15 protein-coding genes and 1 pseudogene are annotated in these 17,141 nt (G+C 61.8%); 2 read left to right on the top strand and 14 right to left on the bottom strand.

What is annotated here, in order from left to right:
• The first annotated feature begins 58 nt into the window (after positions 1 to 58).
• Positions 59 to 859, top strand: a complete 801-nt coding sequence (locus AC0L2U_RS31170) for a GntR family transcriptional regulator (RefSeq protein WP_473603217.1) — start codon at positions 59 to 61, stop codon at positions 857 to 859.
• Here AC0L2U_RS31170 and AC0L2U_RS31165 read toward each other — a convergent pair.
• The 14 genes and pseudogenes from AC0L2U_RS31165 to AC0L2U_RS31100 all read right to left on the bottom strand — a co-directional run bounded on the left by AC0L2U_RS31165 (position 822) and on the right by AC0L2U_RS31100 (position 16,007).
• A complete protein-coding gene (locus tag AC0L2U_RS31165) occupies positions 822 to 2,234 on the bottom strand; it encodes an FAD-dependent oxidoreductase (protein WP_473603216.1) in 1,413 nt (470 codons plus the stop codon). The two genes, AC0L2U_RS31170 and AC0L2U_RS31165, sit on opposite strands and share 38 nt — an antisense overlap.
• A gap of 11 nt (positions 2,235 to 2,245) precedes the next feature.
• Positions 2,246 to 3,178 carry a hypothetical protein gene (locus AC0L2U_RS31160; RefSeq protein ID WP_473603214.1) on the bottom strand — a complete coding sequence of 311 codons (933 nt, stop codon included), beginning with the start codon at positions 3,176 to 3,178 and terminating at the stop codon, positions 2,246 to 2,248.
• Between the two features lie 96 nt (positions 3,179 to 3,274).
• On the bottom strand, positions 3,275 to 4,330 hold the full coding sequence (locus AC0L2U_RS31155) for an ABC transporter substrate-binding protein (protein WP_473603213.1): 1,056 nt from the start codon (positions 4,328 to 4,330) through the stop codon (positions 3,275 to 3,277).
• An 859-nt stretch (positions 4,331 to 5,189) separates the two neighbouring features.
• Entirely contained in the window at positions 5,190 to 5,555 is a 366-nt protein-coding gene (locus AC0L2U_RS31150) for a TOBE domain-containing protein (protein ID WP_473603212.1), read from the bottom strand.
• Positions 5,556 to 5,652: 97 nt separating this feature from the next.
• Complete coding sequence (locus tag AC0L2U_RS31145; RefSeq protein WP_473603211.1) at positions 5,653 to 6,306, bottom strand: ABC transporter ATP-binding protein; 654 nt, start codon at positions 6,304 to 6,306, stop codon at positions 5,653 to 5,655.
• A complete protein-coding gene (locus AC0L2U_RS31140; protein WP_473603210.1) occupies positions 6,299 to 6,700 on the bottom strand; it encodes an extracellular solute-binding protein in 402 nt (133 codons plus the stop codon). Before AC0L2U_RS31140 ends, AC0L2U_RS31145 begins: the two co-directional genes overlap by 8 nt.
• The gene (locus AC0L2U_RS31135; protein ID WP_473603208.1) at positions 6,700 to 7,440 is read right to left on the bottom strand and encodes a twin-arginine translocation signal domain-containing protein; all 741 of its coding nucleotides are present in this window, start codon (positions 7,438 to 7,440) and stop codon (positions 6,700 to 6,702) included. Before AC0L2U_RS31135 ends, AC0L2U_RS31140 begins: the two co-directional genes overlap by 1 nt.
• A 99-nt stretch (positions 7,441 to 7,539) precedes the next feature.
• Complete coding sequence (locus AC0L2U_RS31130; protein WP_473603207.1) at positions 7,540 to 8,292, bottom strand: ABC transporter permease; 753 nt, start codon at positions 8,290 to 8,292, stop codon at positions 7,540 to 7,542.
• A gap of 837 nt (positions 8,293 to 9,129) precedes the next feature.
• On the bottom strand, positions 9,130 to 10,014 hold the full coding sequence (purU, locus tag AC0L2U_RS31125) for a formyltetrahydrofolate deformylase (protein ID WP_473603206.1): 885 nt from the start codon (positions 10,012 to 10,014) through the stop codon (positions 9,130 to 9,132).
• Between the two features lie 69 nt (positions 10,015 to 10,083).
• Positions 10,084 to 10,971: pseudogene (locus tag AC0L2U_RS31120) on the bottom strand (bifunctional methylenetetrahydrofolate dehydrogenase/methenyltetrahydrofolate cyclohydrolase).
• On the bottom strand, positions 10,968 to 11,561 hold the full coding sequence (locus AC0L2U_RS31115) for a sarcosine oxidase subunit gamma (RefSeq protein ID WP_473603205.1): 594 nt from the start codon (positions 11,559 to 11,561) through the stop codon (positions 10,968 to 10,970). Before AC0L2U_RS31115 ends, AC0L2U_RS31120 begins: the two are co-directional and overlap by 4 nt.
• On the bottom strand, positions 11,527 to 14,460 hold the full coding sequence (locus tag AC0L2U_RS31110; RefSeq protein ID WP_473603204.1) for a sarcosine oxidase subunit alpha family protein: 2,934 nt from the start codon (positions 14,458 to 14,460) through the stop codon (positions 11,527 to 11,529). The genes AC0L2U_RS31115 and AC0L2U_RS31110 overlap by 35 nt, the downstream gene beginning before the upstream one ends.
• Positions 14,457 to 14,747 (bottom strand): sarcosine oxidase subunit delta, encoded by a 291-nt coding sequence (locus tag AC0L2U_RS31105; protein WP_473603203.1) that lies wholly within the window; start codon positions 14,745 to 14,747, stop codon positions 14,457 to 14,459. The genes AC0L2U_RS31110 and AC0L2U_RS31105 overlap by 4 nt, the downstream gene beginning before the upstream one ends.
• Before the next feature lie 9 nt (positions 14,748 to 14,756).
• Positions 14,757 to 16,007: a sarcosine oxidase subunit beta family protein gene (locus AC0L2U_RS31100; protein WP_473603202.1), complete on the bottom strand. Its 1,251-nt coding sequence runs from the start codon at positions 16,005 to 16,007 to the stop codon at positions 14,757 to 14,759.
• 125 nt (positions 16,008 to 16,132) lie between these two features.
• Here AC0L2U_RS31100 and AC0L2U_RS31095 point away from each other — a divergent pair, with 125 nt between their 5' ends.
• Positions 16,133 to 17,095 carry a GlxA family transcriptional regulator gene (locus tag AC0L2U_RS31095; RefSeq protein WP_473603201.1) on the top strand — a complete coding sequence of 321 codons (963 nt, stop codon included), beginning with the start codon at positions 16,133 to 16,135 and terminating at the stop codon, positions 17,093 to 17,095.
• Positions 17,096 to 17,141: the final 46 nt, after the last annotated feature.

Raw genomic sequence — 17,141 nt, 5'->3', positions numbered from 1 at the left:
TCGTTTGCATCGACGGTCGCGCCGGAATAGTTTGCCTCCACGATAGGGGAGCGACATCATGAACAGGATCGTAAAAAGCCGAGACGGCAGCAAGGTATTCGACACACTGCGCCAAGACATCTTGAAGCTTACCTTGGCGCCAGGCACTGTTATCGACGAAGCCGGCATTGCCAGACGGCATTCGGTTTCGCGCACGCCCATCCGGGAAGCGATCATTCAACTCATCTCGGAAGGGCTGGTCATACGCGACCGGCGAGTCGCCCGCGTCGCGCCGCTCAACTTTGATGACCTGCCGAGGATCTATGACGCTTTGGTGGTGTCGAGCCGGATCGTCCAGCGGCTCGCAGCCGAGAAGCGCACCGAGACGGATCTGGCGGAGATTGAGCAGCGGATGCGCGAGTTCGACGCGCTGTGCGACGAGGGCAACGGTGTGCAGCGCCAGGACGCTAATGTCGCGTTCCACATGAGTATTGCGCGCGCAGGGCGCAACCACTTCTTCTCCGAATTTTACGAGCGCATGCTGCTGACCTCGAGCCGACTGTCGCGCGCCTGTTTCTCCAGCGAGGGAGACTCCGAGGGGCAGGGCAATGGCGATCTCAAGCAGCACCTGACGGAGACAAGTCGTCAGCACCGGCTCATCTTCGAGGCGATCAGGGATCGCGATGTCGAGGCCGCCGACCGGCTGGCCGTCGAGCACCAGAACCTGTCCTTCGCCAGGCTGAAGGTGGCAATCTTCTCGCTAGCCTCCGAGAGCTCGATCAAAATGCCGCTGGACATTGCAAGCAGCAAAACACCGTCGGAACGGGTAAAGCATGTGCGTTCTAGTCCTCGTAGCCGAAACGCTCGGCCAGCATCTTGATGTAGCCAGCAACCAGCTTTTCGGCCGACGCCCCCCCGCCTTGCAGTTCGGCGGCAGCCCGCGCCGCCTGCGATAGCCCAAGGTCGGCGCTCCATCCGACCCCCGTGCGGCGGAACAGGATGTCCTCGACCGATCCGGGCATGTCCTGCACCGATTGCTCCGACCGCCGCGCGCGCCTTTGCCGCGGCCCCAAGTACTTTCGCGCCCGCGCCAGCATGTCTGAAGCGGTGAAGGAATGATCGGCGAGCCGTCCCCACGAGACACTTACCATCGGCGCGTTATCGCGGGTCAAATGCTCGTAGATCGTGCGCCGCCATGATCCGCGCGGATTGCCCGGATCGTAGGTCGCCGGCCGCAGTCCCGCCCAGGCGAACATCACGTCGCTCTTCGTGAGACCGAGACTTGGCAGCGTCGCGTTCGCTTGATCGAGAATAGATGCCACATCCTCCTCGCCTGCGACGGGGTCGCGCACGAAGCCTTTGAGCGGCGTCTCCGTCGGCCCGAGTATGTGGAAGTTCTTCCACGGCACGCAGAGGAAAAGGTGACCCAGCTCGTTGCGGCTGATCACGCCGGCGCCACGGAATTCCTCCGGCAGCCGCACCGCTATGTGGCACCCCTTGTTCGGCGTCACCGTCCTGCTGTCTGACAAGCCACAGGCCGCGTTAACGAGATCGGAACCGGGGCCCGCGAGGTTCAACAACAGCTTCGCGTCGATCTCCGCCGTGCCTCCCTCTCCTTGCCTGTCGGCGAGCGTAACGCGCCACCGCCCATCGCCGCTGTGTGCTGCCACCAGTTCGGTGTAGTTGCGGATCGTTGCGCCATAAGCGGCCGCGTCCAGTACGTGATTGACGCAGATACGTTCCGGCCAGTCAAAGACATATTCAGTGAAGGCTGCGAGCCCGGTGAGGCCGCCGCCGAGATAGCGGGTGATGCCGATATGCCCAAGTTCATCCTGCCGGTAGCGCCGGTAATCGAGAGTCGAATCCCAGCCCGACAGCGCGTTCAGCACGGCGAAGGCCAGATCGTATTTCCACGGGGCTACCGTATTCCCGGCGCGTAGTGGGATGTAGAAGGTATGCGGCGAAATCCGCCGCCCCATCACCGAGCGCAGGCGCCGGCGCTCGCGCATCATCTGGCCGGCGAGGGCCACATTGCTGATCTTCGACCTGATAGTCGTCGCATCGGCAGCGGCGGCGAGATAGTTGAGGCCGCAATGCATGATGCGGCTCGAGCGGCTGGAGCTGCCAGATCCGAAATCTCCCGCTTCGATAAGTAACACCTCGTAGCCCGCGCCGGCGAGGCGATTGGCTGACGCCGCGCCGTTTATGCCGCCGCCGATGACGACGGCATCGAAAATCTTGCCGTTCAGCTCCAAAAGCGTCGATCTCACGCCCGTGGTCCCTTCGATAACTCGAGAACCTCCCGCGCGATTGCGATGTCGATAGCGCCGAGGCCGGTGGGAAGGAACACCTTCCGCCGCCCATCCGCGGCGAAGTTGCGGTTCTCGGCCACGAGTTGCTGGAGGGAGAGCGCCTTCACAGGCGCATACCGCTTGAGGGCGCCATTGGCCATCAGCGCCTCGAATTGGACAAGATCGTCGACGAAGAACTGCTCGCGCGGCGACAGCGCCATGGTGTTTATGGTCCGGCCGAGATCGACGAGGCTGATGAAAGCACCGGGAGTGAACCATTCCGGCTCGATAAGAATTTCGGTCGGCGCCGGACTCGTGGTGACGACGATGTCGGCACCCTCCACACACTCGCGCAGCCCCGCGTAGGCCTTCGCCTTCAGCCCTATGTCGCGCGCTTTGGCCGCGAGCCGCTCGGCGCTTTCGATGCGGCGACTGAAGCAGGAGCACTCCTGCAACGGAAAGGCTTTCGAGAACAGATCGAGGTGGTATTGCGCCTGCTCCCCGCATGCGATGATTGCCATTCGGGTGCTTGCCTGCCGCGCCATCCGCTTCGCCGCCACCAGGCTGACCGTGGCGGTCCTGATGGCGGTTATCCAGCGGGCGTCTAGCACGGCGAGCAACCGACCGCCCTTGAGCGCGCTGAGGACGATCGAAGCTTCCAGGTTTTGTTGGCCAACTGCGGGGTCGAATGGCTCGATACTGAGCCATTTTACCCCGGCCACACCGTCGTTCTGCAGCAGGGCAGGAAAGGCCATGAATCGGGTGCCGTTCGCCGCCTCGATGACCGGTCTGGGGGCCATCCTTGCGGAGCCGTCATGCAGCGCCGCAATGGTGCGCTCGGCAATCTCCAGCACCTTGCGCCTGGACATGGAGAGCGAGGCGATATCGTCTGCGGAGAAATACTGCATTCGTTTGCTATCGTCTCAGTAGGGTTCGACAGATTTCGCGAAACAGCGGAGACGGGTCTTCAGAGCCGCATCCGCCGTCGGCGGGGATTCTCCGGATCAGGTGAGAATCCACTCCTTGAACCGGCGAGAGATCGTTTCGAAGTTATCAGCCCACCAGTTGTCGTTCAGGATGACGTTCCGTGGGTTGTTCGAATCCGGCAGCCACTTGCGGGCGCTATCGGAGAGCATTGTCAGCGACTTCTTGGAGTTTGGATTGTAGCCGAGCTGCTCCATCAGCGGCGCCTGGGCTTCAGGCCGCAGCGCGTAGGACACAAACTTGAACGCGTTCTCTTTGTGGGGCGCGCCCTTGACAACCGCGAGATACTCGGTGCCGATCAAGGCCTCGGCGAAGGAGAAGGATAGGGTCTTGTCGCTTGCCTGAGTCGCCTTCACGCGGGCCGAATAGGTGTAGGAGAAATCGACCTCGCCGCTCTGCAGCAGGGTGACGGTCTGCGGCGTAGCGGCGACCCAGGAGGCGACATAAGGCTTGATGGTATCGAGTTTCTTGAAAGCACGGTCGACGTCCAGCGGATAGAGTTCGCTGGGCGATACGCCATCGGCCAGCAGGGCAGCTTCGAGGGTCTCGCTGGGCCGATCGCGGAAAGTGCGCCGGCCGGGAAACTTCTTGTAGTCGAAATACTCCGCGAAGGTGGTCGGATGCTTGCCTTCAGGGAACTTCGCCGGATCCCACGCGATGCCGCCGGCAAAGGTGTAGAAGGGGACACGGTCACGATCCGCTGGCAGCGCCAGATCATCGGCATCGAAGAGCGCCGGGTCGAGGGGTTCCCAGTAGCCCTCCTTCGAGCCCGACGCCCCGAGTGCGCTCGGCGCGTCGAACACGTCCCAATCGACATTTCCTGAGGTGACCTGCGCCTTTACCTTGGCAAGGTCGGGCGTATCGATGACGTTCACCTTGATGCCGGTCTCTGCCGTGAAGGGCTCAATGACAGCTTTTTGGACGGCTTCCTTGTAGGCTCCGCCCCAAGTAACGAAAGAGATTTCGCCGCCTTGGGCGAAGGCGCGGTCTGCGCGTATGATATACGGCGCCGCCAGCAGGACACTGGCCGCCGAGATTAGGCCGCGGCGAGAAATCTTGCGTTCGTTCAGTTGCATACGAATTCCCCCTGAGATTGCTGTTCTTCTCACCGACGCCAGATCTCCGGGCGCGGTATGTATCCGTCGTCACCAATCGAAGAAAGGCGGCGAGCCCGGTCCCTTTTCATAGACTTCCGCTCCGTCCCAGTCGAGCCGGGCTAAACGGCGTTTGCTCAATGGACGATTACATTCAGCACACAAATTGGATACGGAGTCAAGTTGGATACGCGTTCCACCTCCACAAAACGCGGACCTTCCGCAGCATCGGCGGTCGGCGCGCAACGTCCGCAGCGAATCTTCACCGAGATGTGCTGGGGCTCGCTGGCGAGCGCGCGCAACTCCGTCTCCGGCGGCCCGCAGGAGCACAGGAGCGATAGCGGACATGACCAGACAGGACCGCCGCGTCGACAGGCCCAAAGGCGGACCTCAGATGCCCCGACTGCTTCGCGTTTCCCTGCGGCCCCTACCATTTTTGAAAGAAGCTCGCGCCGCGCCAAAGCCTCGAGCACGTAGCCGACCGAGGCAACGATTGCCCAGATGCGGGCCTCAAATTACGCCAATCATAATCCATGTGCCAATCTAATCGCCAGGCGCAGATCTTGAGCCCGGCAGGTAGCCAAACATCGCCACGTCTACCTGGGCCAACCTACAGCAGCTGTGGGGATAAGTACTTCTATGAAGAAGAGATTGCGGTCGAAATAACGGAATACAACTTCCGGAAAGATATCGAGGCAAACGGACCCACTAGCTTAATTCGCACGCGTTGCCGATTCGTGTTCTGGTCAATCGGCAATTGTGCAGATGGTCCCGCCATAGCTGAAGTAGATATCCATGAGTCGACTTGCCAAAGACCCAGAAGCGTCGAACGGGCTCCAGACTAGGCGATAAGAAGTCGATGTTCATCAAGCAACACACAGGCAGAGGCGTCGAAGCTGATGTCGATCGTCTCACCCTCGCGCGCGACCTGCCCATTGATCATCGTACTTGCGCGAACCGGCAAACCTGTTCCGATGTCGATCTCGTAGAGGGCACTTCCGCCGAGGTAGGAGGTGCACACCACTCTGCCCTTCAGCGTATTCGCATAAGATCTACAACCAACGGCAATCTTTTGCGGACGGATCACGATCGTAAGGCGCATGCCAGAGTCAAGGCGCGTCGGCGCGATGACCTGTATCGATTGACCGCCAGCAAGCGTGATAGACGCGACCTGCCCATCCAAAGCTGACACGACGCCCTGTAGCATGTTGGCCTGCCTAGGAAGTCGGCCACGAAGGCAGTCGCGGGTTGTTCATAAACCTGTTCGGGCGTGCCAATCTGTTCAGCCATCCCGGCATTCATCACTACGATCCGATCCGACATCGACAGTGCTTCTTCCTGGTCATGGGTGACGAATATCGCGGTGATGCCGGTCTCATGTTTGCGTCGAGAGCCGACAGCGGCTCGTCGAGCAGCAGCACCTGCGGCTCGAACACGATGGCGCGGGCGAGCGCGATGCGCTGCTGCTGTCCGCCCGACAATTGCGAGGGCAGTTTCTTTTCGCTGCCTGGAAGCCTGACCATCTCTAGCGCCTTGCCGACCTTACGCGCGATGTCGGCCTTGGGCACGTCGTGGTATTTTAGGCCGAAGGCGACGTTGTCGAAGACGCTTTTATGCGGAAACAGCGCATAGCTCTGGAAAACCAGGCCGATGTTGAGGTTGTAAATAGGCACGTCGTCGACACGACGACCATCGATCATGATCTGGCCGCCCGAAATGTCGACCAGCCCCGCGATGGAGCGCAGGATCGTCGTCTTGCCGCAGCCTGACGGCCCGAGCAGCGTGACGAAGCTGCCCTTGCGGATCGACAGCGAGAAATCGCGCACCGCGACGAACTTGCCATAGGCGATGTCGATGTTGCGGAACTCTACCGCCGGGCGTTCCACACCTGCGATCGAAAGGTCCGTCCCAGCCGACCTCGGCCGGGACGGCTGCATGGTTTCAACGCACTCACGCACCTTTCGAGATCCTGTTCCACTGCTTGGTCCACGCCTCCTCGTTGGTCGCCCAATAGACCGGATCGGCGAAGGTCAAAGACTTCATCATGCCTGTCGAGTCGAAGGCCGGTAGCTTCTCGATCTTCTCGGTGAGCTTGACCTTCGTCGGATCCAGCGACGGCGGATAGCCTTGGCCCTCGGCCACCGCGATAGCAGTCACCGGGTCGAGCATGAAGTTGATCAGCTCCTCGCACTCGGCCATCGGCGAACCCTTGAGGACGAGCATGTCCTCCATCCAGGCGTAGGAGCCGGCCGGATCGAGATAGCCGATCGGATGGCCCTGGTCCTGCAAGGCGGCGACGCGGCCCGACCAGGCATCGGTCACCACGATCTCTTCCTTCGACAGCAGATCCATCAGCTCCGCGCCGGAGCTCCAGAACTTTTTGACGAGGTCGCGCGTCTCGCGCACCTTTTGGCCCAGATCATGTCCATGTCCTTGATGTCGTTGGGGTCCTGCCCGGTGGCCAGAGCCGCGTACCAGACGCGCGTGACCATGCCGTCCGCGCCGCCGATCTTGCCCGCATATTTCTTGTCGAGCAGCAGGCCCGCACCTTTCTCCTTCGCCTCCTCCGGCGAGATCACCTTGGTGTTGTAGGCGATGCCAGTGGTGCCGTAGTCGTAAGGCACGGCCGAAAGCTTCGGCGTCAGCTTGCGGAGCGGCTCGATCATCGGCTGCAGCACATTCGCCATGTTGGGAATGTTGGCCTCGTTGATCTCCGAGTTCATCCCGGCATTCACATATTTGATGTAGTAGTCGCCGGACGAATGCACGATCTGGAAGTCGCCGGGCTTGGAAGTCTTGATCTTGGTGATGATCTCTTCCTCGCCGCCGAACGTGCCCTGGACCACCTTGATCTTGGTCTTGGCCGTGTAGGGCTGGAAGGCATATTTGTCGATCGCCTCCTGCACCGTGCCGCCCCAGCCGTCGAAGCGCACTTCTGAGACAGCGGCTAGCGCGCGTCCCATCCAGGGCATGGACAATCCGGTGGCGGCGGCGGCCGCCGCCGTCAGCGTCAGGAACGAGCGCCGGCTGATATCGCCGTTGACATAGCGGTCATTGAGCCGCTCCAGTCGTTTGGTGTTGGTCAGTTTCATTGCAGTTCTCCCATTTGCGTTGCTTGACGAAGCCAGTCAGCCGCCAGGCCCATCTGCCTTCCTCGCTCCGCCGCCCCGCCTTCATTTGCCCAGGCTTCATCATCCACCCAGTCCTTTGACGATCTGCGACATGCCCATGTAGCGGGTGTAGATGGCGGCGAAGAAGCCGAGCACGACGAACAGGACGATCGAGAGCGTGGCACCCATCGGCCAGTTCAGCTCGCCCATGATGGTCTCGGAGATGAGGTTGCCGAACAGCGCGTCGCGACCCGAGCCGAGCAGTTGCGGCGTCACATAGCTGCCGGCCGCCAGCACGAAGCAGAGCAGCAGGCCCGCCGCGAGGCCGGGCAGAGAGAGCGGAAGCGTGACCTCCCGGAACGCCTGCGCGCTGGTGCAGCCCATCGAGCGGGCCGCAGAGATCAGCGTGCGGTCGATGCCCTCGAGGCTCACATAGACGTTGAGGATCATGTAGGGCAGCAGGAAGTGCAGCAGCCCGAGGATCACCGCGCCCTCGTTGTAGAGCATCGGCAACGGCTCGTTGATGATGCCCATTTTCAGCAGCGCAACGTTGATGACGCCCTGTTCGCCCAGGATATTGATCCAGGAAAAGGTGCGGATGGTGAAGCTGATCCAGAATGGCACGATGAGCAGAAGCAAGAGCAGCCACTTGTGCTTGAAGCTGGTGGCCCAGATGAAATAGGCTGGGAAATAGCCCAACACCCCGCAGAGCAGCGCCATCATCGCGCCGATTCTCAGCGTCTTCAACAGAAAGCCGTAATAGTAGCTGTCGGTGAGAAATTCGTGCCAGTTCGCGGTGGTCAGCTTTGCGGTTTCGGACGCCCGCGGTGACAAAGGTAAAGAAGATGTAGATCGCCATCACGGTGATCGGCAGCATGAGAAGCACCAGGAGCAGCATAAGGGTGGGGGCAACAAGAATCCATGCTAGCCGCGTATCGTAAAGTTTCCACGCTTTGGTCATGTTGATGCTACTCTTTCCCCAGGCTCGCCACGTACATCACGCCATTTCGCCGGGCTGCTTCCGCCCATGGCCCAGACGGTACCTATGTTGTTTTCAGTTGCCGCAATCTCAACAATGGCGGCGTCGCAACAATGCCAGTGGCAAACTGACAGAGTTCCGCGAAGGCGATCGGAGCCGCACCACTCTAACCACCGCCGCAGATGGCGACCTCGAGTTCCTGCGCTCGGACCTCCACCACGCTGATCGCGATCAACGCCACTGCGCGTGCAATTCTACGCTGGCGGGATCCAGTCTATGATTCGTGTCCTCCTGGGCGCCGCATGTATCAATCGTCGTTTCGCCCACCCGAACGGCGGACAAGACGCCTTGACCCTTGGCCGCGCTTATTCAGCACAAAAATTGGATACGGAATCAAGCTCACACATTGGATACTGGGATACTGGCGACGGAGGGGAACCGGGGAACGCGAGCGCGGCTGCGTAGCGAGGCCGAGCGGGATGTAGCGGTGGCGGAAGCGGCCAATGCGCAAGCGAAGCTTTCCAGTACCGAAGCGCTGATCGCGTAGTTGCAATTGCAGATCGGAAAGCTGGAGCGCGAGAAGCACGGGCCACGCAGTGAGCGGACGCTACGCCGTAGCCTGCGCAATCGGAGTGCTTTAAGCGCCGGCGCGTTGTTGCCCGACGACAGGATCAGATCTCATCCGTATGCCCTCATCCCATACGTTCTGAGGCATAGGAGCCTGGCGAAGCGGGGAAGACCACCGTCTTGTTCCCGTTGAGGAAGACACGGTTGTGGATATGGGCATGGATCGCTCGTGCAAGAACCTGGCTTTCGACGTCGCGCCCGAGCGATATATAGTCGGATGGGCTCTGGGCGTGGGTGACGCGCACCGTATCCTGTTCGATGATCGGCCCCTCGTCGAGATCGGCTGTAACATAATGCGAGGTCGCGCCGATCAGCTTCACCCCGCGTTCAAAAGCCTGCTTGTAGGGGTTTGCCCCCTTGAAGGAGGGCAGGAAAGAGTGATGAATGTTAATGATGCGGCCGGACATCTTCTCGCACATCTCATCCGATAGCACCTGCATGTAGCGGGCAAGCACGATCAGCTCCGCTCCGGTTTCCTTGAGGACCCGCATCTGCTGCGCCTCGGCCTCGCGCTTATTCTCCTTTGTCACTTTGATATAGTGGAACGGGATATCGTGGTTCACGACTGGCTTCTGACAGTCCAAGTGGTTCGAGATCACCGCCACTATGTCGACTGGCAGCGCTCCGATGCGCCAGCGGTACAGCAGGTCGTTCAGACAATGGCCGAAACGCGAGACCATGATGATCACCTTCATCTTGCGGCTCTCGTCATGGAAGGCGAATTCCATTCCGAACGCATCGCCGGTGTCGGCAAACCCGTTGCGTAGTGTGTCGAGCCCAATACCCTCTTCGGAACTGAAGCTGACGCGCATGAAGAAGTTGCCGGTCTGCGTATCGTCAAATTGCGAACTGTCGGTGATGTTGCAGCCGTTTTCTGCGAGGTAACCTGCGATGGCGGCGACGATCCCGCGCTTCGACTTGCAGGTGACGGTTAGGCAGTGTTTTTCCATATCGATTTTCTCGAGTGTGCAGAACAGATTCGTTCGGCGTGTCAGTAGAATGGCGGACGTGGACAGGACTCATAAGGTCAGCCCCTCGGGCGCTGGCAGCCCGCGGGCACGGCACCAGGCGGGGACCGCGTTGGCGAGCAGACAGCGATGCTCATGGGACCGACGCCTCCCGGCACCGGCGTTATGGCGCCCGCTATCTCGGCCGCTCTGCTAAAATCCACGTCGCCCACCAGTGTTGTTTGCCGGCCCGCGTTATCCGATTGATGCCCACGTCGATTACCGTCGCGCCCGGCTTGATCCAGTCGCCGGCGATCATTCTGGGCGGTCGACGGCAGCCACAAGAATGTCAGCTCGACGACAGATTGAGGCCAAATCGCGCGTACGCGAATGAGCCATGGTTACGGTGCAGTTGTCGCCGAGCAGAAGTTGCGCCATCGTCTTTCCGACGATGTTCGAGCGCCCCACGACCACGGCTTCGAGCCCGGACAAATCGCCGAGATGGCCGCGCAGCAACATTAGGCAACCCAATGGGGTACATGGCACCATCGCATTTTGTCCCGTTCCCAAAAGCCCGACATTCGAAATGTGAAACCCATCGACATCTTTTGCCGGGTCGATCGCATTGATCACCAGATCGGCGTTCAGATGCCTGGGTAGAGGGAGTTGGACGAGGATACCATGAATATCCGGATCGGAATTCAGCTGCTCGATTAGAGCAAGCAGATCGGCGTGAGATGTTTCAGTGGGCAGCTTGTGTTCAAGGCTGCTCATGCCAGCTTCGATCGTCTGCCGTCCTTTGTTGCGCACATAGACTTCCGACGCCGGATTATCGCCTATCAGAACCACACCCAGGCCCCGCGTAATGCCGTGCTCCTCCTTGAGCCAGGCCACATGCCCAGCAACCCTCGAACGTAGCTGCGCCGCGGACGCTTTGCCGTCGATGATCTGAGCAGTCATGTTGCCCTTTCCTCTAGCCGCTTCGCCGCCGTTTCCAGCGCGTGCCAGAGCGATCCGGCCGACGAGCGCGCGCCCAGCACGGCGACATGAGCGTCGCTGCGGCGGATGACGAAACAGCTCATATGCTCAAGGCCGGTACGCGTCGCAAGGCCCGGGCCAAAGTCCGCGAGATCGACGTTAACAAGCTTCGACAGCAATGCCTCGACAGGCCTTGAGCCGGCCGGCGAAACGATCTCGAACGCGACCCAGCCATCGGTCTGCTCCGTTACCGAGCAGCCGGGAGCGAGTTGCTTGAGCTCGGCGGCAAAATCCAGTTCGGCGCGGCCTTCGTACTCGATCATCCACTGATCCGGTCCGGTCCACAGCGCGGCAACCCTCTGCCCTGCAACCCAACGGCCGGGTCCGGGAAGAGTGAGGCCGAACGGCTTGGGCTCAACGGTTCCGTGGCGCAGCGCCAGAGAGGCAAGCGCGAGCCCCGTGTTCTCGCGGATCTCCAAGGCCCCGAACGACGGGAGGCGTGGTAGCGCGGCACCGAGCGCGGTGATGGGTCTCAGGTCACTCACGAAGACGTGCTCCTTCAGGATCGACAAAATGCGCCGGCACGACGCGCAGGCGCGCGCTTTCGCCTTCGAGCGGGTTCGCGGCCACGATCACCTCGCCCAGCCGTTCATCGCCGTTCTCGAGGAAACCGAGCCCGATCATCGAGCCGACATGCGGACTGTAGCAGGCCGACGTGATCCAACCCTGATCGGTATCGAATTTCCTCGGTGCGCCTTCCGCAAAAAGATGCGAGCCGCTGACCACCTTCCCGGCAGGATCGACGGGCCGCAGCCCGACCAGGCGTCGCCTGTCGCCCGCAAGGCCCTCGCGCCGCGACATCACCGCGCCGACGGAATCCTTCTTCTGCGATACCATACTGCCAAGCCCGACCATGAGGGCCGTCGCCTGTCCGTTCAACTCAGGGCCGGCGGCGTGTCCCTTCTCGATCCGCAGGACCCCCAACGCCTCGGTGCCGTAGGGCGTCGCTCCGAGATCGGCTCCCAGTTCCATCAGCCGCTCCATCAACGCGTGGCCGTATCGTGCGGGAACCGCGATCTCGTAGGCGAGTTCGCCCGAGAAGGAGATGCGGAAGAGCCGCGCGCGCAGGCCCTCGCAGACGGTGAGCTCCGCGCAGGCCATGAAGGGGAAGGCCTCGTTTGACAGGTCGAACCCGTCAACGATGCGGGCGAGCAGAGCGCGCGACTTCGGCCCGGCGACGGCAATCTGCGCCCAGGCATCGGTCGTGGAGATGATCTGGACCTCGAGTTCCGGCCAAAGGCACTGCCGGGCGAACTCCATGTTGCGGTAGACTAGCCCCGCATTGGCCGTGGTCGTGGTGACCAAGTAGTGATCATCGGTAAGGCGCGCACAGGTGCCGTCGTCATAGGCAAAGCCGTCTTCGCGCAGCATCAGCCCGTAGCGGACTCGACCGACTTTCAGGGTGGCCATCATGTTGCAATAGAGCCGGTTGAGAAACTCGCCCGCGTCCGCGCCCTGGACATCGATCTTACCGAGCGTCGTCACATCGCACTGGCCCACTGCGCTGCGCACGGCCCTGGCCTCGCGGTCCACGCTCTGCCGCCAATGCGTTTCGCCCGGACGCGGATAGTATTGCGCACGCATCCACTGGCCGACCTCGACGAACACCGCGCCTTGCGCTTCTGCCCAATGATGAGTCGGCGTCAGGCGGCGGGGTCGGAAATGCGGCCCTATATCGCCGCCGCCCAGGACCGAGATCGTCACTGGAGTGTAGGGCGGGCGGAAGATCGTTGTTCCCGTTTCCGGGATCGACTTCCCGGTTAGCTCCGCCATCACGGCAAGCCCGGTCACGTTTGCGGTTTTGCCCTGGTCCGTCGCCATGCCCAGAGTCGTGTAGCGTTTCAAATGCTCTACCGGCCGCATGTTCTCGGCATGGGCGAGCTTGATATCCTTCACTGTCACGTCATTCTGGAAATCGACCCAGGCGCGCTTCTTGCCCGGTACATGGAAGACGGGCGCAACCGTGTAGTCTGCCTCCTCGGCGCGCGGCAAATCGGGCAACGATGCCGCGATTCCAAGTTCGCCCATCGCACGCTGTGCGGCTTGCGAGCCGGAACGCATGGCGTCGGCGGTGGAAAATTTGCCCGCCGCCGCACCTGCCGGAATTAGTCCTAGAGGCCCATCCTCCCCAGGCAGGAACGCCTGCAGCGGTTCATTCCAAACAGGCCGACCGCGATGATGCGAAAAGAGATGCACATTCGGGTTCCAGCCGCCTGAGACCCCAAGCGCGCCGCACTCGATCCATTCAAACCTGCCGTCTGCCTGAACCTCGATCGACTTCAGGCCAAGCTGGCCGCGTGAGCCAGTCACCATGCCCCCCGCGATCAGCCGGTAGTCACCGCGAGCCTTCGCCTCGGAGCGCACGTCGATGACGGCGGCGATCTGGACATCCTTGGCGGCGAGATCGCGCGCGGTGCGATGACCGTCATCGTTATTGGTGAAGACGGCGACCGTCTCGGACGGACATGCCGCCCAGCGATTGGCGTAGGCGCGCATTGCGCCGGCGAGCATGATTCCCGGACGGTCATTGTCGGCAAAGGCGATGGGGCGCTCTGTCGCGCCCGCCGCCAGTACCGCGCGTTTCGCCGTGATACGCCAGAGTGTCTGGCGCACACGCCCGCTCGCCTCTGGTAGATGATCGGAAACGCTTTCCACCGCGCCATAGATGCCGTGATCATAGACCCCGAACACCGTGGTGCGACGCATCACGCGAATGTTCGGCAGGCCCTCGATTTCAGCCTCCAACCCTGAGATCCAGTCGGTGGCTTGACCTCCGTCCAGCGTTTCTGTCTCGGACAGAAGCCGCCCGCCCAGGCGGAAATCCTCATCTGCCACTATCACGCGCGCGCCTGAGCGCGCCGCTGTCAGCGCCGCAGCCAGTCCGGCTGCCCCCCCGCCGATGACCAAAAGGTCGCAATGCAGGAAACCCTTGTCGTATGTATCCGGGTCGGCCTCCATGGAGAGGCGTCCGAGGCCCGCCGCTTTGCGGATCGCCGGCTCGTAGAGCTTTTCCCAGAAGGCTTTCGGCCACATGAAGGTCTTGTAGTAGAAGCCGGCGGTGAAGAAAGGCGACAGCAGGTCGTTCACTGCCAGTGCATCGAAGCCGAGTGAGGGCCAGCGGTTCTGGCTTCGCGCCTCCAGACCGTCGAACAGTTCCACCGTCGTCGCGCGCGTGTTGGGCTCCCGCCGCGCGCCCGACCGCAGTTCCACCAAGGCGTTCGGTTCCTCCGAGCCGGCAGAAAGCAGCCCGCGCGGGCGGTGGTACTTGAAGCTGCGCGCCATCAGACGAACGCCATTGGCCAGCAGCGCCGAGGCGAGCGTGTCGCCGGGATGGCCCTGGTAGCGCTTGCCGTCGAAACTGAAGTTCAAGGTCTGCGAGCGGTCGATCAGCCCTCCGGACAGCCGTGTCATTTGCTGCACCTCGTCCGCGAAAGGGCGACGTCGCGGGCCAGTTCCGCACCGAGGACTTCATGGGTGACCGTGTCGCGCGTCACCACCAGCCATGACCGGTCACCCTGCTCGTGGAACCACAGTTCGCTGTGCACGCCTGAGGGGTTGTCGCGCAGGAAGACGTAATCGCAAAAGGCGGCCTCGGCATCGGGCGCGGAGGAGTCTGGACGGTCGATGAGCCGCGCGTCGCCCAGATAGGTGAATTCCTGAGCATCGCGCGGGCCCAGAAGTGGATGTGGGATCAGCATTGGACCGCCTCAGTGGAGATTGGGCTGGGCACCGGCGCCGCGCTCGTCGACCACATGGCCGCGTGCGAAACGGTCGATACGGTAGGCGCGCGCGGTCTCGTGCGGCGCGCCGGTGGCAAGAAGATGGGCGAAGGCGTAACCGCTGGCAGGCGTCGCCTTGAAGCCGCCATAGCACCAGCCGCCGTTGAAATAGAGGCCATCAATATGCGTGCGGTCGATGATCGGCGAACCGTCCATCGACATGTCCACCACGCCCCCCCACATGCGCAGGAGCCGCGCCCGCCCAATTATGGGCATCAGCGCCATGCCGCCTTCCGCGACATCCTCCACCACCGGCAGGTTGCCGCGTTGGGCATAGGAATTGTAGCCGTCGATATCGCCGCCGAAGACAAGGCCGCCCTTGTCGGACTGGCTGATGTAAAAATGGCCTGCCCCGAACGTGATCACACCGGGAATGGTGGGTTTGAGCCCCTCCGTGACGAAGGCCTGCAAAACATGGCTTTCGATCGGAAGCCGCATTCCAGCCTTTGCCATGACGCGGCCCGAGGAGCCCGCCACCGCCACCCCGACGTTGTCGGCGGCGATATAGCCGCGCGATGTCTCCACGCCACGCACCTTGCCGCGATCGAGCCGGAAACCGGTCACCTCGCAATTCTGGATCAGGTCCACGCCGTGGCTGTAGGCCCCGCGCGCATAGCCCCAGGCCACGCCGTCGTGCCGCGCGGTGCCGGCCCGCTGCTGCATCAGGCCGCCTTTGATCGGGAAGCGCGCGTTCTCGTAGTTCAGGAACGGAACCATGGCGCGCAGTTCCTCTCGACCTAGCAGCCGGGCGCCCGCCCCCGCCAGCATCATGGCGTTGCCGCGGCGGCGGAAGGCATCACGCTGCGCATCCGTATGAAAGAGGTTGATGATGCCGCGCTGGGAAACCATCGCGTTGAAGTTGAGCTCCTGCTCCAATCCTTCCCAGAGCTTCATCGAGAACTCATAGAAGGGCTCGTTGCCGGCAAGCAGGTAGTTCGAACGGATGATTGTCGTGTTTCGCCCGACATTCCCGGATCCGAGCCAACCCTTCTCCAGCACGGCGATACGGGTTCGCCCGAAGGTCTTGGCCAGGTAGTAGGCCGTCGCCAGGCCGTGGCCACCTCCGCCGACAATCAAATAGTCGTAGGAAGACTTTGGATCGGAATTGCGCCAGAGCGGCCGCCACCCGGTGTGCCCCTTGAGCGCTTCAGCAAAGACGCGGAAGCCCGAAAACTTCATATCAAGAACTCCCTGGACTGCCGAGACTATGTCACGGCAAAGGCAGTGAGGTGTTTTCAAAATTGACTCATGTGTGCTTTTGCCGGACATGTGAGGGCGATGTGGACGATAGGATTTCCCACGGGATGATTGACGGGAATCACGGCAGCGCGCGGCGATACGGTTTCCTGCTGATCGATGGCTATGCCCTGATGTCCGCGGCCTCCGCGGTCGAGCCACTGCGCGCCGCCAACCTGCTTAGCGGGCGGACCCTTTACGATCTGACCTTCATCTCGGCCGAGGGCGGGTGGATGCGCAGTTCCGTCTCGGGCGCGTTCGAGACCGAGCCTGTTTCAGAAGCAGGCACTAATTTTGACATTCTGTTCGTCGTGGCTGGCGGCAATCCGCTAATGTATCGAGACGACAGGATCCTGGGCTGGCTGCGCCGTCTTGCTCGTTCGGGGGTGCCACTGGGCGGGATCTCAGGCGGGGCGGCAATCCTGGCCGCGGCCGGTGTAATGTCGTCACGTCGGTTCACGATTCACTGGCAGCACATTGATGCAATGCGGGAGATGTATCCCGACGCACTCATCGAACGGCGGCTGTTCGTCATCGATCGTGACCGATTTACCTGCGCGGGCGGCATGGCCCCCCTGGACATGACGCACGCGCTGATCACTTCAGATCATGGTGTGAAACTGGCGCGCGCGGTGAGCGACTGGTTCATTCACACGGGCATCCGGCAGGCCGAGGCCCCGCAGCAGGCGGACCCGATGCGCAAATACGATCTGCACCATCCCGCCTTGGTCGCCATAGTCGAGCTAATGACGAGCCACATCGCCGACCCGCTGACGCTGCAGGATTTGGCCCTTCTGAGCGGCATGGGGGAGCGGCAATTGGAGCGGCTGGCAAAGAAACAGCTGGGACAAAGCGTGATGCAATTCTATCGCTCTCTGCGACTGGAGAAGGCCGACGAGATTCTTCAACAGTCGAACCTCCCGCTCATCGAGGTGGCGCTTGCCACCGGCTTTCGCAACCGCAGCCATTTCTCACGGGCCTTTCAGGCCCACGTTGGCGTAGGCCCCGCCACCCGACGCAAACGGCGCTGAGGCAGCGACAATTGGCAGCGTCCCTGTAATTGCTTTTGCTCCGTTT

The sequence above is a fragment of the Mesorhizobium sp. WSM4808 genome (assembly GCF_055811675.1).
Note: the sequence above shows the minus strand (reverse complement) of the source record. Positions and strands in the feature narration are given on the sequence as shown.

Bases quoted from the DNA above. Each gene is read 5' to 3' on its own strand.
- AC0L2U_RS31170 (WP_473603217.1), top strand. From the start codon at position 59: ATGAACAGGATCGTAAAAAGCCGAGACGGCAGCAAGGTATTCGACACA.
- AC0L2U_RS31160 (WP_473603214.1), bottom strand. From the start codon at position 3,178: ATGCAGTATTTCTCCGCAGACGATATCGCCTCGCTCTCCATGTCCAGG.
- AC0L2U_RS31155 (WP_473603213.1), bottom strand. From the start codon at position 4,330: ATGCAACTGAACGAACGCAAGATTTCTCGCCGCGGCCTAATCTCGGCG.
- AC0L2U_RS31150 (WP_473603212.1), bottom strand. From the start codon at position 5,555: ATGCTACAGGGCGTCGTGTCAGCTTTGGATGGGCAGGTCGCGTCTATC.
- AC0L2U_RS31140 (WP_473603210.1), bottom strand. From the start codon at position 6,700: ATGGATCTGCTGTCGAAGGAAGAGATCGTGGTGACCGATGCCTGGTCG.
- AC0L2U_RS31135 (WP_473603208.1), bottom strand. From the start codon at position 7,440: ATGAAACTGACCAACACCAAACGACTGGAGCGGCTCAATGACCGCTAT.
- purU (WP_473603206.1), bottom strand. From the start codon at position 10,014: ATGGAAAAACACTGCCTAACCGTCACCTGCAAGTCGAAGCGCGGGATC.
- AC0L2U_RS31110 (WP_473603204.1), bottom strand. From the start codon at position 14,460: ATGACACGGCTGTCCGGAGGGCTGATCGACCGCTCGCAGACCTTGAAC.
- AC0L2U_RS31105 (WP_473603203.1), bottom strand. From the start codon at position 14,747: ATGCTGATCCCACATCCACTTCTGGGCCCGCGCGATGCTCAGGAATTC.
- AC0L2U_RS31100 (WP_473603202.1), bottom strand. From the start codon at position 16,007: ATGAAGTTTTCGGGCTTCCGCGTCTTTGCTGAAGCGCTCAAGGGGCAC.
- AC0L2U_RS31095 (WP_473603201.1), top strand. From the start codon at position 16,133: ATGATTGACGGGAATCACGGCAGCGCGCGGCGATACGGTTTCCTGCTG.